22 protein-coding genes are annotated in these 23,637 nt (G+C 61.6%); 10 read left to right on the forward strand and 12 right to left on the reverse strand.

From position 1 onward, the window contains the following. Window positions 1–515 precede the first annotated feature (515 nt). The 4 genes from KUV51_RS14275 (at window position 516) to KUV51_RS14290 (ending at window position 5,462) form a co-directional block, all read left to right on the forward strand. Window positions 516–2,789 (forward strand): NADP-dependent malic enzyme, encoded by a 2,274-nt coding sequence (locus tag KUV51_RS14275; RefSeq protein ID WP_222522303.1) that lies wholly within the window; start codon window positions 516–518, stop codon window positions 2,787–2,789. Window positions 2,790–2,933: 144 nt separating this feature from the next. Further along, a complete protein-coding gene (locus tag KUV51_RS14280; protein WP_222522304.1) occupies window positions 2,934–3,197 on the forward strand; it encodes a hypothetical protein in 264 nt (87 codons plus the stop codon). Window positions 3,198–3,199: 2 nt separating this feature from the next. Next, window positions 3,200–3,460 carry a hypothetical protein gene (locus KUV51_RS14285; RefSeq protein WP_222522305.1) on the forward strand — a complete coding sequence of 87 codons (261 nt, stop codon included), beginning with the start codon at window positions 3,200–3,202 and terminating at the stop codon, window positions 3,458–3,460. A gap of 112 nt (window positions 3,461–3,572) precedes the next feature. Then, window positions 3,573–5,462, forward strand: a complete 1,890-nt coding sequence (locus KUV51_RS14290) for a propionyl-CoA synthetase (protein ID WP_222522306.1) — start codon at window positions 3,573–3,575, stop codon at window positions 5,460–5,462. A 23-nt stretch (window positions 5,463–5,485) separates the two neighbouring features. Here the strand turns inward: KUV51_RS14290 and KUV51_RS14295 are convergent, their stop codons facing one another. The 3 genes from KUV51_RS14295 to KUV51_RS14305 all read right to left on the reverse strand — a co-directional run bounded on the left by KUV51_RS14295 (window position 5,486) and on the right by KUV51_RS14305 (window position 9,172). Further along, the gene (locus tag KUV51_RS14295) at window positions 5,486–7,024 is read right to left on the reverse strand and encodes a DUF427 domain-containing protein (RefSeq protein ID WP_222522307.1); all 1,539 of its coding nucleotides are present in this window, start codon (window positions 7,022–7,024) and stop codon (window positions 5,486–5,488) included. Window positions 7,025–7,276: 252 nt separating this feature from the next. After that, window positions 7,277–7,486, reverse strand: a complete 210-nt coding sequence (locus tag KUV51_RS14300) for a CsbD family protein (protein ID WP_222522308.1) — start codon at window positions 7,484–7,486, stop codon at window positions 7,277–7,279. A gap of 66 nt (window positions 7,487–7,552) precedes the next feature. Then, window positions 7,553–9,172: an AMP-binding protein gene (locus KUV51_RS14305; protein ID WP_222522309.1), complete on the reverse strand. Its 1,620-nt coding sequence runs from the start codon at window positions 9,170–9,172 to the stop codon at window positions 7,553–7,555. Between the two features lie 13 nt (window positions 9,173–9,185). Here KUV51_RS14305 and KUV51_RS14310 point away from each other — a divergent pair, with 13 nt between their 5' ends. The 3 genes from KUV51_RS14310 to KUV51_RS14320 all read left to right on the forward strand — a co-directional run bounded on the left by KUV51_RS14310 (window position 9,186) and on the right by KUV51_RS14320 (window position 11,753). Continuing rightward, window positions 9,186–10,226 (forward strand): DMT family transporter, encoded by a 1,041-nt coding sequence (locus KUV51_RS14310; RefSeq protein WP_261385850.1) that lies wholly within the window; start codon window positions 9,186–9,188, stop codon window positions 10,224–10,226. A gap of 46 nt (window positions 10,227–10,272) precedes the next feature. Next, window positions 10,273–10,914 carry a sulfotransferase family 2 domain-containing protein gene (locus KUV51_RS14315; protein ID WP_222522310.1) on the forward strand — a complete coding sequence of 214 codons (642 nt, stop codon included), beginning with the start codon at window positions 10,273–10,275 and terminating at the stop codon, window positions 10,912–10,914. Window positions 10,915–11,072: 158 nt separating this feature from the next. Beyond that, window positions 11,073–11,753, forward strand: a complete 681-nt coding sequence (locus KUV51_RS14320; protein ID WP_222522311.1) for a Hint domain-containing protein — start codon at window positions 11,073–11,075, stop codon at window positions 11,751–11,753. Between the two features lie 15 nt (window positions 11,754–11,768). Here KUV51_RS14320 and KUV51_RS14325 read toward each other — a convergent pair whose 3' ends face one another. Continuing rightward, window positions 11,769–12,815 (reverse strand): aldo/keto reductase, encoded by a 1,047-nt coding sequence (locus tag KUV51_RS14325; RefSeq protein WP_222522312.1) that lies wholly within the window; start codon window positions 12,813–12,815, stop codon window positions 11,769–11,771. 221 nt (window positions 12,816–13,036) lie between these two features. Here KUV51_RS14325 and KUV51_RS14330 point away from each other — a divergent pair, with 221 nt between their 5' ends. Both KUV51_RS14330 and KUV51_RS14335 read left to right on the forward strand, forming a co-directional pair. Beyond that, window positions 13,037–13,696, forward strand: a complete 660-nt coding sequence (locus KUV51_RS14330; protein ID WP_222522313.1) for a dimethylsulfonioproprionate lyase family protein — start codon at window positions 13,037–13,039, stop codon at window positions 13,694–13,696. Between the two features lie 123 nt (window positions 13,697–13,819). Next, window positions 13,820–14,314 carry a GNAT family N-acetyltransferase gene (locus tag KUV51_RS14335; RefSeq protein ID WP_222522314.1) on the forward strand — a complete coding sequence of 165 codons (495 nt, stop codon included), beginning with the start codon at window positions 13,820–13,822 and terminating at the stop codon, window positions 14,312–14,314. A gap of 82 nt (window positions 14,315–14,396) precedes the next feature. On the opposite strand, the gene KUV51_RS14340 is transcribed toward KUV51_RS14335, so the two are convergent. From KUV51_RS14340 to KUV51_RS14375, 8 genes are all read right to left on the reverse strand, one after another. After that, on the reverse strand, window positions 14,397–16,595 hold the full coding sequence (locus KUV51_RS14340; RefSeq protein ID WP_222522315.1) for a 3-hydroxyacyl-CoA dehydrogenase NAD-binding domain-containing protein: 2,199 nt from the start codon (window positions 16,593–16,595) through the stop codon (window positions 14,397–14,399). A 15-nt stretch (window positions 16,596–16,610) separates the two neighbouring features. Further along, complete coding sequence (locus KUV51_RS14345; RefSeq protein WP_222522316.1) at window positions 16,611–17,822, reverse strand: acetyl-CoA C-acetyltransferase; 1,212 nt, start codon at window positions 17,820–17,822, stop codon at window positions 16,611–16,613. 96 nt (window positions 17,823–17,918) lie between these two features. Next, entirely contained in the window at window positions 17,919–18,551 is a 633-nt protein-coding gene (locus KUV51_RS14350) for a glutathione S-transferase family protein (protein WP_222522317.1), read from the reverse strand. A gap of 307 nt (window positions 18,552–18,858) precedes the next feature. Continuing rightward, window positions 18,859–19,983, reverse strand: coding sequence for an acyl-CoA dehydrogenase family protein (locus tag KUV51_RS14355; protein WP_410001079.1), 1,125 nt, complete (start codon window positions 19,981–19,983; stop codon window positions 18,859–18,861). 29 nt (window positions 19,984–20,012) lie between these two features. Next, window positions 20,013–20,309 (reverse strand): hypothetical protein, encoded by a 297-nt coding sequence (locus KUV51_RS14360; protein ID WP_222522319.1) that lies wholly within the window; start codon window positions 20,307–20,309, stop codon window positions 20,013–20,015. A gap of 8 nt (window positions 20,310–20,317) precedes the next feature. Continuing rightward, window positions 20,318–20,530, reverse strand: a complete 213-nt coding sequence (locus KUV51_RS14365) for a hypothetical protein (protein WP_076626669.1) — start codon at window positions 20,528–20,530, stop codon at window positions 20,318–20,320. A 50-nt stretch (window positions 20,531–20,580) separates the two neighbouring features. Then, window positions 20,581–22,362, reverse strand: coding sequence for an acyl-CoA dehydrogenase C-terminal domain-containing protein (locus KUV51_RS14370; RefSeq protein WP_222522320.1), 1,782 nt, complete (start codon window positions 22,360–22,362; stop codon window positions 20,581–20,583). 27 nt (window positions 22,363–22,389) lie between these two features. Continuing rightward, window positions 22,390–22,791: a MerR family transcriptional regulator gene (locus KUV51_RS14375; RefSeq protein ID WP_222522321.1), complete on the reverse strand. Its 402-nt coding sequence runs from the start codon at window positions 22,789–22,791 to the stop codon at window positions 22,390–22,392. Window positions 22,792–23,071: 280 nt separating this feature from the next. Here KUV51_RS14375 and KUV51_RS14380 point away from each other — a divergent pair, with 280 nt between their 5' ends. After that, on the forward strand, window positions 23,072–23,518 hold the full coding sequence (locus KUV51_RS14380) for a universal stress protein (protein ID WP_222522322.1): 447 nt from the start codon (window positions 23,072–23,074) through the stop codon (window positions 23,516–23,518). Window positions 23,519–23,637 lie beyond the last annotated feature (119 nt).

The raw sequence follows: 23,637 nt of genomic DNA on the forward strand, positions 1-23,637 counted from the left end.
AACAGCAAGGTCAATCCCGATGAGCGACGATGACACAGCGCAAGGAAACCTCCTGAAGTTCAATGTCATCTGGCGGATCGGTATCGCACGCGCGCATCTATGGCTGCCAAGGCAAAGGGAGGCCGCCCGCCATCTCAAAGCGTCCTTGTGCTGTCCGTTGTAAAGGTGAATGGGATGTGGCTTCTGTGGCTGGCGGAGCTCGATACACTTGCACCACGCCAAGCAGCGGACACTCTTACAACTCCGTTCCATCCGTCAGAAATTCCAGTGTTCTGCGCGGCAAAGCTCTGCAGCTCGGAACGCGCCTCCACCTTGCACGCATGCCATGGAAGAACGCTAGGGAAGCATCTTCAAAGGGCACCGTGGTCAGTGCGCATTGGGTCACGCCCTAATAAAAAGTGTCGTGCGCGCAGCGCCCTAGGGGATCACATCTGCCCATGTGACCAAACGTCAATTGGCGCGCCTGAAAAAATAGTTTAACGCTAAACCAAATTTGAAACACCTCAGGGGGAAATATGTCCGACACACCGAACTTGCGGGACGCAGCACTCGCCTACCACGAATTCCCCAAGCCCGGAAAACTCGAAATCCGCGCCACCAAACCCATGGCAAACGGCCGCGATCTGGCGCGCGCCTACTCCCCAGGCGTCGCCGAAGCCTGCATCGAAATCAAAGACGATCCCGCCAACGCTGCGCGATACACCGCACGCGGCAACCTCGTCGCGGTTGTCTCGAACGGCTCGGCCGTCTTGGGCCTTGGCAATATCGGCGCGCTGGCCTCCAAACCGGTGATGGAGGGCAAAGCGGTGCTCTTCAAGAAATTCGCCTCCATCGACTGTTTCGACATCGAGGTGAACGAAAGCGATCCCGAAAAACTGGCTGACATCGTCTGCGCGCTGGAGCCCACCTTCGGCGCCATCAACCTCGAAGACATCAAGGCGCCCGACTGTTTCATCGTCGAAAAGCTGTGCCGCGAGCGTATGAACATCCCCGTGTTTCATGATGATCAGCACGGCACCGCCATTGTGGTCGGCGCGGCAGCCAAGAATGCGCTGCACGTTGCAGGCAAAAGCTTCGAGGACATCAAGATCGTCAGTACCGGGGGCGGGGCCGCCGGCATCGCCTGCCTGAACATGCTGCTGAAACTTGGCGTCAAACGGGAAAACGTCTGGTTGTGCGATATTCACGGCCTTGTTTACGAGGGCCGAACAGAAGACATGAACCCGGCCAAGGCTGCCTTTGCCCAGACCACGGACAAGCGGATGCTCGATGATGTCATCGCAGACGCGGATATGTTTCTGGGTCTGTCGGGACCCGGGGTACTTAAACCTGACCATGTCGCACAAATGGCAAAGCAGCCGATCATTTTTGCACTCGCCAATCCGACACCGGAAATCCTGCCTGACGACGCCCGCAGCGTCGCCCCCGATGCCATCATCGCCACAGGCCGCAGCGACTTCCCCAATCAGGTCAACAACGTCCTGTGCTTCCCCTTTATTTTTCGCGGCGCGCTCGACGTGGGCGCAACAACCATCAACGACGAAATGCAGCTCGCCTGCATCGACGGCATCGCCGCGCTTGCCCGCGCAACCACCAGCGCCGAGGCCGCTGCCGCCTATCAGGGTGAGCAACTCAATTTCGGTCCTGAATATCTGATCCCCAAACCGTTCGACCCCCGCCTTGTGGGCGTGGTCAGCTCGGCCGTGGCCAAGGCCGCTATGGAAACAGGCGTGGCACAACGCCCGATTGCGGATCTTGATGCCTACAAGACCTCGCTTGATGGCTCTGTCTTCAAGTCCGCCCTGCTCATGCGGCCAGTCTTCGAAGCGGCACGGGCCAAGGCACGGCGCATCGTTTTTGCTGAGGGTGAGGATGAGCGGGTTTTGCGCGCCGCTCAGGCGATGCTGGAGGAAACAACCGAACGTCCCATCCTGATCGGACGGCCCGAGGTGATCGAGGCGAGGATCGCCCGCGCTGGTCTGACCATCAGGATCGGGGACAATGTCGATCTGGTGAACCCCGAAAACGACCCGCGCTATCGCGATTACTGGGGGACATACCATGACCTGATGTGCCGCAGTGGCGGCACGCCCGACATCGCGCGGGCCATCATGCGGACGAACACAACAGCCATCGGCGCGGTGATGGTGCACCGGGAAGAGGCAGACAGCCTCATCTGCGGCACCTTTGGTGAGTTCAGGTGGCACTTGAATTATGTGACGCAAGTGCTTGGCCGAGATAGTTATAATCCCGTCGGTGCGCTCAGTATGATGATCCTGGAAGACGGGCCACTCTTTGTCGCGGACACCCAGGTACACTTGCACCCACACCCCGGCCAGATCGCCGAAATCGCCATTGGCGCCGCCCGCCATGTGCGTCGCTTCGGGATCGAGCCCAAGATCGCATTTTGCTCACAAAGCCAGTTCGGCAATCAGGGGAACGGATCGGGCAATCGGCTTCGTGAAGCGATCCGGATGCTCGACGCCCAAGGCCACGACTTCTGCTACGAGGGCGAGATGAATATCGATACCGCCCTCGATCCGGAGCTGCGCGACCGCCTGTTCCCGGGCAACCGGATGGCTGGGGCAGCCAATGTGCTGGTCTTCGCCCATGCAGACGCGGCATCCGGCGTGCGCAACATTCTCAAGATGAAGGGCGGCGGGCTCGAGGTCGGCCCCATCCTGATGGGCATGGGCAACCGCGCCCATATCGTGTCGCCGTCGATTACCGCGCGCGGTCTTTTGAATATGTCCGCTGTCGCGGGCACCCCAGTCGCGCATTACGGTTAAGCGCGGAGTGATAAAGGTTGGGGGCTCTGTCCCCAGCCCGTGGCCTCCCCCCGAGATTTTTTGAAACAGCGAAGGGGACTTGGGGTGAAGTGCGCCACAGGCATCCTATATCGACATAAGACTGTCACAGGAGCCCGAAGCACCATGAAGTCCCTCGCCCTTTTTTCTGCTTGCTTGCTCTGCCTCGCCGCTTGCGCCGAGACTGTGAGCGAGACCGGTGGCACATTCACCTACCGCGGTGAAACCTACCCCACCACAACCCGTCAATTTCAGCGCTCCGATGGCAGTACCTATTCCCGCATGACCATCCGGGCCGGAGCCGAGCGCGTCAGCTGCATGCCGGACGATCCTAGGGACTGCGAAAGTGCCTTGCAGCAAATCGATTTTCGTCACGGTCTGGGGGTTTGACCATGAAGTGGCGCCGTTTCTTCGTGCCGTTCCTGCTGTTACCCGCTTTGGCGGCGTGCACCGAGATCGTGTCGGAACAGGACACCAGTTTCATATACCGAGGCGACACCTACCGCGCTGTCATCCGTGAATACGATGCCAACGGTCGCAGCTTTACCAAACGGGTTGTCTATGACGGCAATCGCGCCGTCAGCTGCTCGGCCACGGACGATCTCGACTGTGCGGCGGCCATTTCCTACGAACGTCTGGACAGCAACGACTGACAAATTGACCCGCTCGACGTGATATTCTGCCACTGTTGGCGCTCACGGCCCTTGCCCCTCCTGCCTGTCGCCGCGTAACCCTGCGCAGGAAGATGACGGAGGACTATGGGCCATGGGCTATCGCGCGGAATATGACAGCTGGAAAGCCGACCCCGAGGGGTGGTGGATGCAGGCGGCTCAGGCCATCGACTGGATCAAACCTCCGACCAAGGCTCTGAGCCAGCGGGGCGAACATCTTTATGAGTGGTTCGCCGATACGGAGGTGAACACCTGCTGGAATGCCGTCGACCGGCATGTCGAGGCTGGGCGCGGCGACCAGACGGCCGTCATCTACGACAGCCCGATCACCGGCGCGAAGTCCAAGACGTCCTATGCCGAACTGCAGACGCAAGTCGCCTCGCTCGCCGGAGCGCTGACCGCGCAGGGTGTGACCATGGGCGACCGGGTCATCATCTATATGCCCATGGTGCCCGAAGCGCTGGTCGCGATGCTTGCCTGCGCGCGGATCGGTGCCATCCACTCGGTCGTGTTCGGCGGATTTGCGGCCAACGAACTGGCCGTCCGCATCGACGATTGCACGCCCAAGGCGATCATTGCCGCCTCCTGCGGGCTCGAGCCGGGTCGCACGGTCGAATACAAACCTCTGCTCGACGGCGCCATCGATCTCGCTGATCACACGCCCGACGTCTGCCTGATCCTGCAACGCGAACAATGCCCCTGCGAACTCGGCCCCCGCGACGTGGACTGGCACGCGGCACAAGAGGGCGTCACCCCCGTCGACTGTGTGCCCGTCCCAGGCAACCACCCCGCCTACATCCTCTACACTTCCGGCACGACCGGCGCGCCCAAGGGCGTCGTGCGAGCCACGGCAGGTCACCTCGTGGCGCTGAACTGGACGATGAAGAACATCTACCAGATGAACCCGGGCGAGGTGTTCTGGGCCGCCTCCGACGTCGGTTGGGTCGTGGGCCATAGCTATATCTGCTACGCGCCGCTGATCCACGGCAACACCACCATCGTGTTCGAGGGAAAGCCGATCGGCACCCCCGATGCAGGCACCTTCTGGCGGGTGATCGAAGAACACGACGTCAAATCCTTCTTCACCGCTCCTACGGCGATCCGCGCGGTCAAGCGCGAGGATCCCAAAGGCGAATACCGCGCCAAGTACGACCTCTCCGGCCTGCGCGCGCTGTACCTCGCCGGTGAACGCGCGGACCCTGACACCATCGAATGGGCGGGCGAGCTTTTGGGCGTGCCGGTCTATGACCACTGGTGGCAGACAGAAACCGGGTACACCATTGCGGGCAACCCCGCGGGCCTCGAAGCGCTGCCGGTCAAGATCGGATCGCCCACCGTCGCCATGCCCGGTTACGACGTGCAGATCCTTGATGATGCGGGCCACCCGGTCGCGCCGGGCGAGTTGGGCGCCATCGCGGTCAAACTGCCACTGCCGCCCGGCACACTGCCGACGCTTTGGAACGCAGAGGATCGGTTCATCAAATCCTACCTCCACACCTTCCCCGGCTATTACGAGACAGGCGACGCCGGAATGATGGACGAAGACGGCTATCTCTACATCATGGCGCGCACGGATGACGTGATCAACGTCGCGGGCCACCGGCTGTCCACCGGCGCGATGGAAGAAGTGCTGGCCGGCCACCCCGACGTCGCTGAATGCGCCGTTGTCGGTGTCACCGACCAGCTCAAGGGGCAGTCGCCCGTGGGCCTGCTGTGCCTGACAAGCGGCGTGGACCGCGCGCATGACGAGATCGTCAAGGAATGCGTCAAACGGGTGCGCGACCAGATCGGCCCTGTAGCCGCCTTCAAACAGGCGGTCGTGGTGGACAGACTGCCCAAGACGCGCTCGGGCAAAATCCTGCGGGGCACCGTGGTTAAAATTGCCGACAACGAAGAGTACAAGATGCCCGCCACCATCGACGATCCGGCCATCCTGGACGAGATCAAAGAGGCCTTGCAAACCATCGGCTACGCCAAGGGTTAGACGCAGGCGGATCGGGATCCGCCTTACGAGGCGTCCCCGAACACGTGGACCGGTGCGCTCAACCCGCGCAATTCCACAGGGCCCAGATCGGCAAGCCCGGTCTGGCCCGATGCCACTTCATCCGTCACCATGATCGCGCGCTCACGGGTTTTGCCGGCATCGCACAGCCTGGCCGCAACATTGGCGGCCAACCCGATAACGGTGAAATCCAGTCGCGTGCTCGACCCGATGTTGCCATAGGTGACGCGGCCAAAGGCGATGCCGATGGCGCAGGACGTCCGCGCCGTCACCTCATCGCCTGCGACCTGATCGACGACCGCGCGCGCTGCATCCAAAGCCGCGGCACAGGCCGCCGCTGCATCCGCGCCCGCCGGAAACACGGCCAGCACCGCATCCCCGATGAATTTCAGCACTTCGCCGCCGCGCTGATCCACGATGGTTGATGTGATCTCCAGAAACGCATTGAGCAGCGCGATATACTCGTCCCTCGGAAGCTCCTGCTCCAACCGGGTCGAACCGCGCAAATCACAGAACATGATCGCGGCATCAATCTCGTCCCCATCACCGCGCCTGATCTCGCCGCCCAGCACCCGCGCGCCCGACCGCTTTCCCACATAGGTCTCCAGCAGCGCCTGCGCATTCTCGCGCTGCATGAACACCTCGTAATATCGGCTGATGACGGTGGCACATTCAAAGACCAGCCCAAGGTTCTCGGTCGTGAACCCGTCCGGATGGTCCGACGTCAGGGTCAGCACGTTCGTCCGCCCATCGGAAAAGGGCAGGGGCATGGCGACGTAGTCTGTCGCCCCCTCGGCCCGCAGATCATCCATGATTGGAAAGGCCGATGCTTCGTCCATATCCGCCAACCGCTGCCGCACCCCGCCCAAGCCGTTCGACACATGCTGCAGCGGGCTGTTCACGAAGCCCGGAAACTGGTGAATGTCATAGGAGGGGCTGAACGTCCGCACCTCGTCCGTGTCGGCCCGCCAGATGTAATTCTTGCCCGCAATCATCGGGTGCAGCGACCAGATCAGGATCGACATGCGCGACACCGCGATCCCGTTCTCGCGCATCTTGGTGGCGACCGCTCGCGTAAAATCTTCGGGGCTGGGCAACGTACCAGCTTCGCGCATCAACCAGTCAACAAGCGGCCCGGTGATGTTGGGATCGCGGCTCGTCTGCGTTTCGTTCCTGCCAAGATCAACGCGGGTCTCGGCATGCGGCATGAAACCGACATAGCCCTGTATCGCCTTGCTTTCCGGCAGGGCCGACACATAGCTCCACACTCCGTTGTCGATGGTCTTGCCGTCCAGCAGCACATCGTGATAGCTCGCTGTCCCCTTGAACGGGCAAAAGGTCTGAAGCGCGGTCTTCGGGCCAAGCCGCACGCGGATATCATCGCGCGGAACATAGACCGCCATGGGCAGCCGCGTCTCATACATCGCCTGCGCACGGGTCGTTTCGACAAGCAACGTATCATTGTGAAAAATCCGCACCGGATGCGGCAGCGGTACGACATCAATACAGTAGCCCGGTGGGGCAAGGGTGTCGTCAAGGCTCATCAGCGGTCCCTTTCTGCACCCATTTAACATGGGCGAACGCCAGTGGACCACCAAGAGCGTTCAACGCATACCAGACACCCGCAGGCCCTTGGCCGTCAGCATGTTAATTTTTCATGGAAATTTAGTAAACGCACCGCGCATTGGCGCAAGGCATTGAAAAGCGGTGTAAATCACGGAACGGTAAAGGTCGGGCAAACAGCCCGAACAGCTTGTCCCCGCGGGGACAAATCCCGCGGGGACAAAAATCAAGCGTCAAAACTTGGCCTTGCTCTCCGCCACGAAGGCGTCAATCTGCTTCTCAGCCTCGTCCTTGGCCACGCCGTAGAGCTCCTGGATCTTGCCCGCCAATTGCTCGCGGTTGCCCTCGGCCTCTTGCAGATCGTCATCCGTCAACTCGCCCCATTTCTCCTTCATGGAGCCTGTCATCTGTTTCCAGTTGCCCTTGATCACATCCCAGTTCATGGTCGGTCTCCTTTGCGTTTGCGGTTCACTGACCCAACGCAAAGACACCGTGCCCGTTCCGAAAAATCACAGATCAGCGGCGGTCTTTCTCAGCTCGAATTTCTGGATCTTCCCGGTCGAGGTTTTTGGCAGTTCCTGAAACACCACCTTCTTCGGCGCCTTGAACCCGGCCAATGTCTCGCGGCTGAAGGCAATCAGGTCCGCCTCGCTGGGGCTGGTCCCGGGCTTCAACTCCACAAACGCGCAGGGCACTTCGCCCCACTTCTCATCGGGTTTCGCCACCACTGCCGCCAGGTTCACATCCGGATGCGCCATCAGCACGCCCTCCACTTCGACGGAGGAGATATTCTCGCCCCCCGAAATGATGATGTCCTTGGCCCGGTCGGCAATCTGGATGTAGCCGTCAGGATGCTGGATCGCGATGTCGCCGGAATGGAAATACCCGCCTTCAAAGGCTTCCTCGGTCGCAGCAGGGTTCTTCAGATACCCTTTCATGACCGAATTCCCCCGGATCATGATTTCACCCTGCGTGGCACTGTCCATTGGCACCTGCGCCATGTCCCCATCCATGACGGTGATATGCTCCATCATCGGAAAGGCCACACCCTGTCGCGCCTTTATCGCGGCGGTGTCCTCGGTGCCGTCCCACTCGCTTTTCCACAGGCATTCCGTGACGTGGCCGTAAGTCTCCGTCAACCCATAGACTTGGGTGACATTGAACCCCAAAGCCTCGATCTTCGCCAACGTCGCGGGGGCAGGGGGCGCGCCCGCGGTGAACACCTCGACCCGGTGGTCAAAGGTGCGGCGGTCCTCGTCCAGCGCATTCACGATCATGTTCAGCACGATGGGCGCGCCGCCGAAGTGGGTGACGCCTTCGTAGTGGATGGCGTTGTAGATGGCCGTCGCCGTCACATCCCGGCAGCACACCAGCGTGCCGCCCACCAGCGGCATCATCCATGTATGGTTCCAGCCGTTGCAGTGAAAGAGCGGCACAATCGCCATGAATACCGGGTGCAGCACCATGCGCCACGACACGACTGTGCCCATGGTCATCAGATAGGCGCCACGGTGGTGGTAGACGACACCCTTGGGTCGCCCCGTCGTGCCCGAGGTGTAGTTGAGCGACAGGCTCTCCCACTCGTCCTCTGGCATGATCCAGTCAAAGGACGGATCGCCGCTCTCCAACAGATCATCATAGGTCTGATGCCGCCCCGAGGCCGGAAAACCCGCATGCGGGTCCGGGCATTCGATCAGCGTGGGGGCAGCACCCTCCATCGCCTGCACCGCCGCTTCGGCCAGCTCCAGAAACTGCGGATCAACCAACACGACCTTGGCGCCGCCGTGGTCAAAGATATAGGCGACCGTGTCCACGTCGAGGCGCGTGTTGATCGTGTTCAGAACGGCGCCGCACGCAGGCACACCAAAATGCGCTTCGGCCTGTGCTGGCAGGTTCGGCAGAAGGGTCGCCACAACGTCACCGGGCTCAACGCCCAGCCCGACCAAGGCGGACGCCAAACGCGAACACCTTGCGTGATACTCCGCATAGGTCACGCGATGCGCGCCATAGATCACCGCCGTCCGTTCGGCAAAGACCGAGGCCGCCCGCTGCAAATGCGATAGCGGCGTCAAAGGGACGTAGTTTGCAGGCGTCTTGCCGAGGCCCGTCTCATCTGCCATCCAACCCATATCTGTCCTCCCCATGACCCGACGCGCAGTGATGTTGCGCAGTTATGGCGAGAGCCGCAAGCAATGGAAAGACCCGATGACACCCACAGCACCCCACCGCCCCACCGCGGCTGCGCTGAACATGGTGGGCGCCATGGCCGTGATCGGTGCCATCGACATCTACGTGGCCGTCATCGCGCAGACGATCTCGCTCTGGCAGTTCCTGATCATGCGGCTTCTGCTGGCCGCCCCCATCGTGCTGGCACTGTCGGCCATGGGCTTCGGCACGGTGCGTCCCCGCAGGGTCGGGGCGGTGGCGTTCCGCTCCACCCTGATTGCCACGGGCATGTTCTGCTACTTCGGCGCGATGGCGTTCATGCCCATCGCCATGGCGTTGGCCGGGCTCTTCACCTCGCCCATCTTCGTGCTGCTGCTGACCGCGTTCATTCTGCGTCAGCGGATCGGCCCGTGGCGGATCACCGCGGTAGCAGTCGGCTTTGCAGGCATCCTCGTCGTGCTTGGCCCATCTGGCAGCAGCCTTGGCTGGGTAATCGCGCTGCCGGTGCTGGGCGGTGTGCTCTATGCCTCGGGCGTCGTTGCCACGCGGGCCATGTGCGAGGGGGAAAGCACGCTGACACTGCTTCTGGGCATCTTCATTGCACAAGGAACATTGGGCACCGCCGTCCTCGCCCTCATCACCCTGACAGGGGCAGAGGCGGCACCCGGCGGGATGGCGTTTCTCACCCGCGGATGGATCTGGCCGATGGAGGAGGCGTGGCCCTACCTCCTCTTGCAGGTTTTTGGCTCGGTGCTGGGTGTCGGCATGCTGAACCGTGCATACCAACTGGGTGAGGCCAGCCACGTGGCCGTATTCGAATACTCCGTGATGATCTTCGGCCCATTTTTCGGCTGGTGGCTGCTGGGCCAACCTGTGACATGGGTGCAGGGGGCCGGGATTGTACTGATCGTGCTGGCTGGCGTGATCATCGCGGTGCGCAGCCGGGATGCGGTTGCAGAGCCCATCCAGTCGGGGGGCCAGCGCCCACCCGACCTTCCCCCGGAGGGCGGGCGCTGACCGCGCCACAATGGACACGCGATCGCGCTCCGGGCATCTTGCCCACATGATCCTCAGCACCGGCCGTAAATACGTTTTCATCCACGCACCCAAGACCGGTGGCACGGCCATGGCGCTGGCCCTCGAAGACCGCGCGATGAAAGACGACATCATGCTCGGCGATACGCCCAAGGCGCTGAAGCGCCGCCGCCGGGTGCAGGGGATTGAGACGCGCGGGCGGCTGTGGAAACACTCCACGCTTGCCGACATCGAGGGGCTGGTGCCCAGCCTCGAGGGGCTGTTCGCCTTCACGCTCGTGCGTAACCCTTGGGACCGTATGGTGAGTTATTATCACTGGCTGCGCGATCAGGACTTCGACCACCCTGCCGTGGCGTTGGCGCGCCAGATGGACTTTAACGACTTCGCCTGCTCTGCCCACACACAGTCTTCCATGCGAGCCAGCCCGGCGCGTCACTACATGACCGATGCCCGGGGACAGGAACGCTGCGACCTCTATATCCGGCTCGAACACCTGCAAGACGACGGGGCGCCGCTGTGGGATCACCTCGGCTTCACCCTCACATTGCCGCAGGCCAACCAATCCCGCCGCGAAGCGGACCATCGGCAATACTATACGGATGATGCACGTGCAGCCGTGGCCGAAGCCTGCGCCGAAGACATCGAAAGATTCGGCTACAGCTTCGACTGATTGCTTGTCTTCTCTCGCATGTGTCGAAAATTGTCTTCAAATTCGCGGCAATTCCGGGACTTGCAGAGCATTGATGCAAGCGTGGGCCACAATGCCCAAATTCAGCCGCGTTCGCGGCCCGCATTGGCCGCGGGAATCACTTCAATTGTGTCCATCGAATGCAAACCGGTGCCTGCCAGCGCCGCACCATGGGGATGGATGATATGTTTGGATGGAAAGGGGCGCGTGCGCCGCAACGGATGCCGGAAATGTCGGCGGCATGGGACGGTGGCGTGATGACCACGCGGGGGCTGCTTGCGGGAACGCGGGTCGCGACCGCGATGGGCTGGCGTGTAGTCGAAGCGCTGGCGGTTGGCGATCTGGTCCTGACATTCGATGCGGGCCTGCAGCGGCTGGTCGAATTGCGCCGCGACACGTTCTGGGCTGCCGAAGCCACTGTGCCTGCCGCTTACCATTCGGTCTTTGTTCCAGCAGGTGCGCTGGGCAACTCTGCCGACCTTGAATTGCTGCCGGATCAGGGGGTTCTGGTTGAAAGCGACGCGGCGTGCGACGCCTATGGCGATCCGTTTGCCGTGCTGTCGGCCAAATCGCTCGAAGGGTTTCGCGGTATCCGTCGTATGGCGCCGCGCACCCGGATCGAGGTGATGACCCTCGTCTTTGCGGAAGAGCAGGTGATCTATGCCGAAGGGGGCGCTTTGGTGCATTGCCCGCCTGCCACACGGCCCATCGACGCGCTGGGCGTTGTCGGCGCAGGCTATGATGTTCTCCCGGCGCGCGACGCGGCGTTTCTGGTCGAATGCATGAAGGTCGAGGATCAGACATACGCCTGTGCCGCCTGACACCTGCGTAGCCGGTCAAGTGCCTAGGCGTTTCCAGATTTTCATATCGCACCAATCTTGCAGGAAGTTGTACGGGTAGGGCAGAGCAGGCAAGGCTGATGCAGTGGTCAGGTTTTCTATTTGCCGATCCGTCAATGTCAGGTCTGCGGCAGCCAGATTATCCTTGAGCTGCACAAGCGTCCGCGCACCCAGCAGGATAGAGGACACGCCCGGTCGCGCCGCGAGCCAGGCCAGTGCCACATGCGCCGCCGGCCGCCCGGTTTCCGTCGCCACGCCAGATACGGCCTTCAGCACAGCATGGGTCCGGCCGGTGTTGCGCAAGTCATAGGCTTCGACCCCGCGCGCCGGGTCCTCGCCAAGGCGGGTGGCGCCCACGGGTCGCGCGTCTGCCGAATACTTGCCTGTCAGCCAACCGCCCCCCAACGGAGACCACGGCACCAGTGCAATGCCCTCCTCGAGACAACAGGGCATCAGTTCCAGTTCGATCCCGCGCTCCAGCAGATTGTATTGCGGCTGCACCGCGATGGGTTTGGGCAGGTTGTAGCGATCAGCCACGGCCAGCAGCTTTTGCAACTGCCACGCGCTCAGGTTCGACCAGCCCACATGGTGCAGCTTGCCCGCCGCGCGCAGATCACCCAACGCACCCAGCGTGTCGGCAATGTCGGTATCCTTGTCCCAGCCATGGACGTAGTAGAGGTCGATGGCCTCGACCTGCAGCCGCTTCAGGCTGGCGTCAATGGACCGCACAAGGCTGCGGCGCGAGGCACCGGTGCTGCCCGGGGGCGGTGCAAAGCGGCCCTTGGTCGCGATGATCAGATCGTCCATGCCGCCGCGCGCCTTGCCCCACGCGCCGATGATCTCCTCTGAAGCTCCGGCACCGTATCCGTCCGCGGTGTCGATCAGGGTGCCACCATGTTCGATGAACAGATCAAGCTGCCCGTGCGCCTCCGCCGCCTCGGTTTCGACCCCAAAGGTCATGGTGCCCAGTCCCATGCGGGACACGCGCAGCCCGCCGCGACCCAAGATCGTCTGGCCCAACGATGTCGTTTTGTCTGTGCTCATCGGTTCGCCTCCTCTTGTCGCGCGATCCTAGGGTCAATCCGCAGCCTGTGCCCGTCCCCGGCGCTGCAACCCGATTTGCAGGATTGCAAACGCGCATGATTTGAGCATCCCACACACCCGTGCAGTCTACCACAGGGATGCGACGCAACGGGCCATTGCAGGTGCCGCGCTTTCCAGCCATGGGGCGTTTTGACAGACACCTCCAAGCCAGCAGGCCCGGCATGACCACACCTTCGCGACTTTCTGACCACCCGGACTGGACCTACGTGCTGCGCGACAGTTACGACTTCTATCGCCGCCAGTCGGCGGGCGGCAGTGCAAAGATCCGGACCCACCAGCGCAGCGTGCGCGAGCGGATCAACCGCGTGATCAAGGCCAATGCCGAGGTGCGCTTTCCCGAACCGGCGGACAAGCCCGTGACCCAGCACCTGCGCCGCGCGCTCGACAACGGGCGGATGGAGCGGCACGCGCCGTTCATCCGGTCGCTCGATGCGATCCGGCACCGGCTGACCTGGCAATACGGCTATGAGAAAGTACCGCGCGGGCTCGAACGCAAGTTCGCCTATGCCGAACTGGTGGGGCCGAGTGGGCCGGTCATCACGAACGAAGTCATTTTGGGGCTGGTTCTGTTTGCCCCCGCGTGTACCTATCCGGCCCATGCCCATGACGGGATCACCGAAAGCTATATCTGCCTGTCGGGTGCCGTGTCCGAGAACGATCAGGGCGTTTACGGCCCCGGCTCGCTGATCTTCAACCCACCGGAACAGTTGCACCGGATCACGGTGGCCGACCATGTGCCTGCGCTGCTCTTTTATGCGTGGGAAGGCGCGCCGGAGAAGTTGGCGGAACAGAAGATGGTGTTCACTCGCAAGTCACGGTGACGGTGCGCAGTGAATGCGCACCCTACGGGCGTTCGGCTGGTCTTTGCCCGTTCTTTCGGTCGATGTTCAAACGTCTGGTGTCGCTGGGTACACAAGGCGCAAAGCACATCGGGACCGACGGCCATGTTCACATATCGCACTCTGATGGGCGCTAATGCACCCGCGTGGCTGGATTTGCGGCAGGAGGGGGCGCGGGTGGCGCCCGATGGCTTTCTCGTCACGCTGGAAGAAGTGCTTGAAATGGATACAGACCGCGCCCAACAGGTGCTGGATTTCGGCGGTCTCCGGGGTGTGTTCGAAGGGGACAGGCTTGTCGGGTTTTGCGGTTATCGTCCTCAGCGGTTGCAGCGCATTCGGCACCGGGCCGAGCTTGGCCCGTTCTATGTTACACCGTCGCGGCAGGGTTCGGGCGCTGCGCAGGTGATGATGCAGGGCGTGGTGGACGAGGCGCGGGCGGGTGGCGTCGCTCAGATCGAGCTGACAGTCGCGCCGGGCAATGCACGGGCCATTGCGTTTTATGAGAGGCAGGGGTTCCGGAAATACGGGGTCCGTCCGGATGCGATCCGTGAGGGTGGCGTGTCGGAGGACGAGCTGTTGTACCTGCTGCGGGTGGTCTGAGCGCCGCGCATGAAAAAGGGCCGCGTGCTGCGGCCCTTTGTGGTGTTTCGGGTGCGGTGCGCAGTGAATGCGCACCCTGCATTTAAGCGGCCTTGGCGGCGTCGGGGCCGAAGCGGCCATAGAAGCTCTGGTTCTTCTCGGCCATCTCGCGCAGCAGGGCGGGGCATTTGAACCGCTCGCCATACTTGGCTTCCAACTGGTCGCAGCGTTCGGCAGCGTAAGGCGCGCCGATGATGTCGAGCCAGCTGAGCGGGCCACCGGACCAAGGGGCAAAGCCCCAGCCGAGGATTGCGCCCACGTCGCCTTCGCGGATGTCCATCAGCACACCTTCTTCCAGCGCGCGGACGGCCTCAAGCACCTGGGAGAACAGCAGGCGGTGCTGGACTTCGCCCAGCTCGGGCTGGTCGTCCATCAGAGGGTACTTGTCATGCACGCCGCGCCAGATGCCCTGACGTTTGCCCTTCTCATCGTAGTCGTAAAAGCCCGCGTTCGCCTTGCGACCCATGCGGCCCAGCTCTTCCATCCAGAAGATCAGGTCGTCGGAGGGGCTGTCAGGATAGGCGTCGCCCATGGCGGCCTTGGTCGCGCGGGCGATTTTCGCGCCCAGATCAATGGCCGTTTCATCCGTCAATTGCAACGGACCCAGCGGCATGCCGACCATCTTGGCGGCGTTCTCGATCAGCGCAGGCTCGACCCCTTCGGTGACCATCCGCGTCCCCTCGTTGATGTAGGGGATGATGCAGCGGTTGGCGTAGAAGAAGCGCGCGTCGTTGACCACGATGGGCGTCTTGCGGATCTGGCGCACATAGTCGAGTGCCTTGGCCACGGCCCGGTCGCCGGTCTCGGCACCCTTGATGATCTCGACCAGCAGCATTTTCTCGACGGGCGAGAAGAAGTGGATGCCGATGAACTGTTCCTGGTTCTTCGAGGCCTTCGCCAGTTCGGAGATCGGCAGGGTCGAGGTGTTGGAGGCAAAGATGCAGTCGTCGGGGATGATCGCCTCGACCTTCTGGGTGATCTCGGCCTTGACCTTGGGGTCTTCGAACACGGCTTCGATGATCAGATCGCAGCCTTTGAGTTGCTCAAGATCAGGCGTGGCGGTGATGCGGGACAGGAGCGCTTCACCCTTATCCTGCGTGGTCTTGCCGCGCTTGATGCCGCCCTCGACATACTTCTCGGAGTAGTTCTTGCCCCGATCCGCCGACTCTTGGTCGCGGTCGATCAGGACCACTTCGATGCCCGCTTGGGCTGACACCAGAGCAATACCTGCGCCCATCAGGCCCGCACCCAGCACGCCGAGCTTCTTGACCCGCTGGTCTTCGATGCCTTGCGGACGCACAGCGCCTTTTTCCAGCGCTTCCTTGTTGAGGAAGAGCGAGCGGATCATGGCACCGGAGGAGGGGTTCAGCAGCACATTGGTGAACCAGCGCGCCTCGATCTTCAGCGCCGTGTCAAAGGGCACCAGCGCGCCTTCATAGACAGCGCTCAACAGCGCCTTGGCAGCTGGGTAGACGCCTTGGGTCTTGCCGTTCACCATCGCGGCAGCACCGACAAAGGTCATGAAGCCAGCGGGGTGATAGGGGGCACCGCCGGGCATCTTGTAGCCCTTCTGGTCCCAGGGTTTCACAAGGTCCGCGTCAGTCGCGTTCAGCACCCATTCGCGGGCGGCGGCAACGGGGTCTGCGACGACCTCATCGACCAGCTTGCCCTTGGCTTTGGCGGGGGGAACCATCTTGCCTTCCAGTAGGAAGGGCGACGCTTCCATCGCGCCCAGCTTGCGGGCGAGGCGGGTTGTACCACCCGCGCCGGGGAAGATGCCGACGAGGATTTCGGGCAGGCCGACCTTGGCTTTAGGGTTGTCCGCAATGAAGGTGCGGTGGGTCGCCAGCGGCAGTTCCAGACCGATGCCAGCAGCCGTGCCGGGCAGGGCAGCGGCAATCGGCTTTCCGCCCTTGTTGGTCTTGGGATCCATGCCCGCGCGTTCGATCTTGCGCAGGAGCCCGTGCATTTTCATGGTGCCTTCGAACAGGCCTTTGGCGGGGTTGTCGCCCGCCTCTTCCTTCATCTTGGCGAGCAGGTTCAGGTCCATGCCGCCGGCGAAGGTGTCCTTGCCGGAGGTGATCACGACACCTTTGACGGCATCGTCAGCCAGCACCTCGTCGATCATATCGTTGAGCAGTTCCAGCCCTTCGAAGGACATGACGTTCATGGTTTTGCCGGGCACGTCCCAAGTGATGGTGGCGATGCCGTCGGCGTCTTTGGTGAGTGTAAAGTCAGCCATAGTCGTGTTCTCCCCTTACACGCGTTCGATGATTGTGGCGGCACCCATGCCGGAGGCGACGCAGAGGGTGGCAAGGCCGGTTTCCTTGTCGGTCCGCTCCATCTCGTCCAGCAGTGTGCCGAGGATCATGGCACCCGTGGCGCCCAGCGGGTGGCCCATGGCGATGGCACCGCCGTTCACGTTCACCTTGCCGTGGTCGACGTCAAAGGCCTGCAGGAAGCGCAGGACAACGGCGGCGAAGGCTTCGTTGACTTCGAACAGGTCGATGTCACCGATGTTCATGCCATTGTCGCGCAGGATCTTTTCGGTGACAGGCACGGGGCCGGTCAGGTTGATGGTTGGATCGGTGCCGATCTTGGCGGTCGACTTGATGCGGGCACGGGGTTTGATGCCCAGTTTTTTGCCCAAGTCTTCGTTCCCGATCAGCAGGGCGGCGGCCCCGTCCACGATGCCGGAGGAGTTGCCCGCATGGTGCACGTGGTTGATGCGCTCAAGGTGCGGGTACTTCATCAACGCCACCTTGTCGAAACCGGGCATGACCTTGCCCATGGCTTCAAAAGCGGGGTTCAGGCTGCCCAGCGACTGCATGTCGGTCTGCGGGCGCATGTATTCGTCGTGATCGAGGATCGGCAGACCGTTCTGATCCTTGACGGTGATGACCGACTTTTCGAACCGCTTGTCGTCCCACGCCTCTTTCGCGCGACGCTGGCTTTCGACCGAGTACTGGTCAACGTCATCGCGTGAGAAGCCATATTCCGTTGCGATCAGGTCCGCGCCAATGCCTTGAGGGGCAAAGTAGCTTTCCATCGCGATCGAAGGATCGGCAGCAATCGCGGCGCCATCGGAGCCCATGGCGACACGGCCCATCATCTCGACCCCACCAGCGATGTAGCCGTCACCAGCCCCGCCGCGCACCTGGTTGGCAGCGATGTTCACGGCCTCAAGACCGGAGGCGCAGAAGCGGTTGATGGCGATGCCGGGGATGGCTTCATCCAGGTCCGAGGCCAGAACAGCGGTCCGTGCAAGGTTACCACCTTGTTCCATCACCTGCGTTACGTTGCCCCAGATCACATCCTCGACCACGTGGCCGTCGATGTTGTTGCGCTCTTTCAGCGCGTTCAGGGTCAGCGTGGACAGGCGCAGCGAGGTCACCTCGTGCAGCGCACCGTCCTTGCGGCCCTTGCCGCGCGGTGTGCGGATCGCGTCATAGATATAGGCTTCGGTCATCGGGTTGGTCCTCCTGCCATGTGGCGTGTCTTTGTCTTCAAGTGGTGTAGACCGGGTGGTCTAATCAAGGGTGACGTTGCGGCGGTTTAGGTAAACTTACGCACGGTCGGCGGGAGAGCCCGGCATGAGGTCGTAAGGCGCCTTCCAGCCGGGCGTGGCCGAGATGTTGTCGAGCCAACGGTCGATATTGGGCCAGTCAGCGCGCTCAAAGCCGAAGGGTTCGGGGTAGTAGAGGTAGCCGCAGCAACTGAGGTCCGCATTAGTGATCCCGTCCCCCACGATCCAGTCGCGCCCCTCGAGATGGCTGTTGAGCACGGCATAGGCGGCCTTGAGACGTCCCTGGTTGAAGGCAATGACCTCCTGCGGGCGTTTGTCCTCGGGCAGGAAGTTCATCAGAAAGCGGGTCATGCCGCACATCGAACTGAGCTTGTGATTGTCCCACAACACCCAGCGCAGCACCTCGTATCTGTCGTCGTCCTCACCGCCGAACTTGCCGGTCTTGTCGGTGATGTATTGCTGAATGACGCCAGATTGGCTGATGCAGTGCTCGCCATCCTGCAAAAGCGGCGTTTCGCCCATCGGATTGAGCGCCCGAAACTCATCCGTACGGGCGGCCCCACCAAAGAAATCAACAAACACCGGCTCCCAGTCGAGGCCCGACAATTGCAGGGCCAGCGCGGCTTTGTAGGAATTCCCGCTTTCTCCAAAGCAGTGCAGTTTGAGGGTCATGTGTGCGGGCCTTCCCGGTCTTGAGAATTGAGAGGGCAGGACCGGTGGGTTTCACACCCCCCGGCCCCCCCGTGGAGTTTACTTGGCAAGATGAAGTTGGATCTGTTCACCAAGCATTAACGTTAACGCCTCATTCTGAAGGTGCATGGCAGGCTGGAGAGCTGAGCCATGTGCAAGGTGAAGCCCCAACATTCCGCTGTCACAGGCCGGATGGAGGGGTGGATCTTGAGCAGCGACACAGTCTTCATCTTGCCAAGAAAACTCCCCCCGGAGGGCCGATCAGCCACGACCCAATCGGCTAGCCGCATCAAAAGGCCCTCGCAATCAGCTCTTTCATGATCTCGTTGGTGCCGCCGTAAATGCGCTGCACGCGCGCGTCCGTCCACATGCCGCCGATGTCATAGTCATTGGTGAAGCCGTAGCCGCCATGTAGTTGCAGGCACTCGTCCAGCACCCAGGCTTGCGTGTCCGTCGTCCAGTATTTGCACATGGCGGCCTTATCAACCGACAGCTCGCCACGGATATGTTCGGCCACGCATTCATCAAAGAACGACCGGCTGACCATGGTCTTGGTCTTGGCTTCCGCCAGTTTGAACCGGGTGTTCTGGAATTGCAGGAGGTTGCCGCCAAAAGCTTCGCGGTCTTTGCAATAGGCAATCGTGCGCTCGACCGCGCCTTCCATCGCGCCCACAGCAGAGCAGGCGATGACCAGCCGTTCTTGCGGCAATTGCTGCATAAGCTGATAAAACCCTTGCCCCTCGGCGCCGCCAAGAATGTTTTCCGGCGCAATCTCGACATTGTCGAAGAACAGTTCCGACGTGTCCGAGGCGTGCATGCCGATCTTGTCGAGGTTGCGGCCGCGCTGGAACCCGTCCGCCCTGTCGGTTTCCAGCACCACGAGCGAGACGCCTTTGGAGCCTTGGGAAGGGTCGGTTTTCGCGGCCACCACGATCAGGTTGGCGTGCTGGCCGTTGGTGATGAAGGTCTTGGAGCCCGTCAGCTTGTAGGCGTTGCCATCCTTGATTGCGCGGGTCTTGATCGCCTGTACGTCAGACCCGGTCGAGGGTTCGGTCATCGCCAGCGCGCCGACCAACTCACCTGTGACCAGCTTGGGCAGCCAGCGCTGTTTCTGGTCTTCCGTCCCGTAGGCCAGCACGTAGTGCGCGACGATGCCCGAATGGATGCCGTGGCCCCAGCTTGCGAGGTTGGCGCGCGCCGCTTCGATCAGGATGGCCGCCTCGTGGCCGAAATCGCCGCCGGCGCCGCCGTACTCTTCGGGGATCGAGGGGCAGAGCAGACCCAGCTGACCCGCTTGGGCCCAGGTCTCGCGGTCCATTTCGCCCTGCTTGCGCCAGCGCTCGAAGTGAGGCGCCCATTCATTGGTGATGAATTGCGCCGTCATGTCGGCGATCATCTGGTGTTCGTCCGTCATCCATGTGGATGACCCTGTAACCATGTCCTTCAACTCACAGACCTCCCAAATTCAGATATCAGGTAAACGATGCCGGCCACCAACACGATCGCCAGCCCTCCTGTAGCCCAGAGGGCGGAAAAGGCGGCTGCGTATCCGGCGCCGACATAAGACAATGTGTCAGGGTTGATATTCCAGATACCAAAGAGCTTTCCGCATTCTAGGGCGCTTTCGATCGTTTCACATCCAGCGCTCCATCGCACCAGCCCAATGCCCGCAATCATCGCAACCACTGCCAGCAAAGGGCCGAAAGCGAGGACGAGAAAAGTCTTGGCGCCAAGTTGCATATGCAGGACTACCGCTTCCGCGCCTCCAACTCGGAATTGAACAACCGCAACCGGGCTGTCAGGTTTTCCTCGTTCATCACGCTATCGAAATTCTCGAACAGGAACGACAGGGCCTCGCCTTCGTCCAGACCCGCGTCGGCGGCAAACCGCTTGAGGCGGCGATAGCCATCCTCGGTCATCGCAACGGGAAAGCGGCGGGTCAGGCGAAAGCGTTTGGGCATAAGCGGTCCTTCAAAAAAGTAAGGCGGGGGTGTCCCCCGCCTTGACCAGTTTAGAAGTTTGCCGCTTCCAGGGCCATGACTGTGTCGGCCCCGGTCTCGATGCGCGCGAGATGCAGCGCAGTCGCGGGCAGTTGGCGGGCCATGTAATAGCGACCCGTTGCAAGCTTGGTCTCGTGGAACTCCGGATCGGACGTTCCACCCGCCAGCGCTTCACGCGACGCCTTGCCCATCTTGGCCCACATCAGACCCAGACAGACATGACCGAACATGTGCATGAAGTCGTAGCTTCCGCTCAAAGCGTTGTTCGGGTTCGTCATGCCGTTCTGCATGAAGTACATGCCTGCGGCCTGCAGATCCTTGGACGCAGCTTTCAGTGGCTCCAGATACTCCTTGTCGAACGCCTCATCCTGACCGGAGTTCTCTTTGACGAAGCTCTTCACCAGATCAAAGAACGCCATCACGTGCTTGCCGCCGTCCTGCGCCAGCTTGCGGCCCACGAGGTCGAGCGCCTGCACACCGTTCGCCCCTTCGTAGATCATCGCGATACGGGCGTCGCGGGTGTATTGCGACATGCCCCATTCTTCGATGTAGCCGTGACCACCATAAACCTGCTGCGCCTTGATCGTGTTGTCGTACCCCACGTCCGTCAGGAAGCCCTTGATGATCGGGGTCAGGAGCGACACGAGGCCGTCTGCATCCTTGTCGCCCGAGCGGTGTGCGGCGTCGATCATGGTGGCGCCCCACAGGATGAAGGCGCGCGCACCTTCGGCAAAGGACTTCTGGTCCATCAGCGAGCGGCGGATATCGGGGTGCACGATCAGCGGGTCGGCGGGTTTCTCGGGCGCTTTGGCACCGGTCACGTCGCGGCCTTGAAGGCGGTCCTTGGCGTATTCCAGCGCGTTCTGATACGCGACTTCGGCCTGGCTCAGACCCTGCATGCCGACACCGAGACGCGCTTCGTTCATCATGGTGAACATCGCACGCATGCCCTTGTGCTCTTCACCGATAAGATAGCCCACGGCGCCGTCATAGTTCATCACGCAGGTGGAGTTGCCGTGAATGCCCATCTTCTCTTCGATGTTGCCGACGGCGACGCCGTTGCGGGCACCCAGCGAACCATCTTCGTTCACCAGGAACTTGGGCACGATGAACAGCGACACGCCCTTGATCCCCTCGGGGCCACCGACGATTTTCGCCAGCACGAGGTGGATGATGTTGTCGGCCATGTCGTGCTCACCGGCGGAGATGAAAATCTTCTGGCCGGAGATTTTGTAGGTGCCGTCGTCCTGCGGTTCGGCTTTGGTACGCATCAGGCCCAGGTCGGTGCCGCAATGCGGTTCGGTCAGGTTCATGGTGCCGGTCCATTCGCAGGACACCATCTTGGGCAGATAGGTCTCTTTCTGCTGGTCCGACCCGTGTGCCAGAATGGCCGATGCCGCACCGTGGGTCAGGCCCTGGTACATGGTGAAGGCCATGTTGGCGGACGAGAACATCTCGCCCACAGCCGTGCCCATGACATAAGGCATGTTCTGGCCGCCAAACTCTTCGGGCATGTCCAGACCTGGCCAGCCACCTTCCTTGACCTGCTCGAAGGCGTCCTTGAACCCGGTGGGGGTGTAGACAACGCCGTTTTCCAATCGGCAACCTTCCTTGTCACCCACGACGTTCAGGGGCGCCAACACTTCGGATGTCAGCTTGCCCGCTTCGTCGAGGATGGCCGAGGTGAAGTCGGCTTCCAGCTCGTCATAGCCGGGAATGTCGGACCCTGTGACGTTCAGCACGTCGTGCAGGATGAATTGCATGTCCTTGGTGGGGGGCGTGTAGCTTGGCATAAGTCTCTCTCCCTAAGTCTTTGGCGCTTATTCAGCGGCCTTTTTCGTCATGTTCATCGAGGCGATCATCTTCTCGCCCCACTTCAACTGGTCTTTCAGCTCGTCGATGGCTTCAGTCAGCTCGTCGCGCTGGCGCTCCATGTCGGCCAGACGGTCGCGGGCAATGTCATAGGTGCGGGCCAGTTGCGTCTGCTGCTGGTCGCCCATGTCGTAGAGGTCCAGAAGCTGGCGGATTTCCTCGAGGCTGAAACCAAAGCGCTTGCCGCGCAGGATCAGCTTCAGGCGGGCCCGGTCACGCTTGGTGAACAGGCGCTTCTGGCCTTCGCGGATCGGGAACAGCAATTCCTTGGCTTCGTAAAAGCGCAGGGTCCGCGGCGTGACGTCGAAGGCGTCGCACATCTCGCGGATGGTCATCGTTTTCTCGGTCATAAGATCACTCGCATCTCGTGTTACGGCAAGGACATGGGACAGGGGCCAATTCAATGCAACAGCCACCTGACGTTGACGTAAGTTGTACGTTGCGTCACTTCCAAAGTTGACGTGCTCAGGGCTCACGTAAAGCATTATTTCGCGTTCAATCGGGCCCGCACTCTGGCCTCAGGCACTATACCCGCCCATGTCAGCGGCACTTACGAGCTGTTGATTCAGGTCAAGGTTGGCACCGAAACGATCTCCTAGGCTCAACATCGAAGCGAATGGAGGACTGAGCATGTTCAGTAAAATCGTGGTTGGCGTCGATGGGTCCGAAACCTCTGACAACGCGGTGCGTATCGCCTGTGACCTGGCGGACAAATATGGCAGCGAAATTCACATGGTGCATACGCCGCAGCCGCAAACCGTGGCCTTCGCACTTGGGGCGGTGGCGGGCTATCACGCGGTCACCACCATGCCCAGCCATGACGAGGTGGTCAAAGCGGCGCAAAAGATCGTCGATGCTGCCACCGATGTGGCCAAGAACTGCGGGTGCACCGTTGTCAGCACGCAAATCGAACAGGGCGATCCGGGCACCGAAATCACCGGCTTTGCCCAGAAACTCGGTGCCGACCTGATCGTTACCGGGCGGCGCGGGCTGGGCAGCATCGGCTCGCTCGTGCAGGGCAGCACCAGCCAGCAGGTCAACCATCTGGCCAAATGCGCGACGCTGTCGGTGATCTGACAGTCTGCCGACAAACGCCATACGCAGTACCGCACAATAGTCGGAACTTAATCAAAGGGTGCGCCGTTACCTCAACGATGTGAAGAAAGCGAAGAGGAAGGCCGTCATGCATGGCATTA

This window comes from Tateyamaria omphalii, from assembly GCF_019802125.1.
In the GTDB taxonomy this organism is placed as follows: Bacteria; Pseudomonadota; Alphaproteobacteria; order Rhodobacterales; family Rhodobacteraceae; genus Tateyamaria; species Tateyamaria omphalii_B.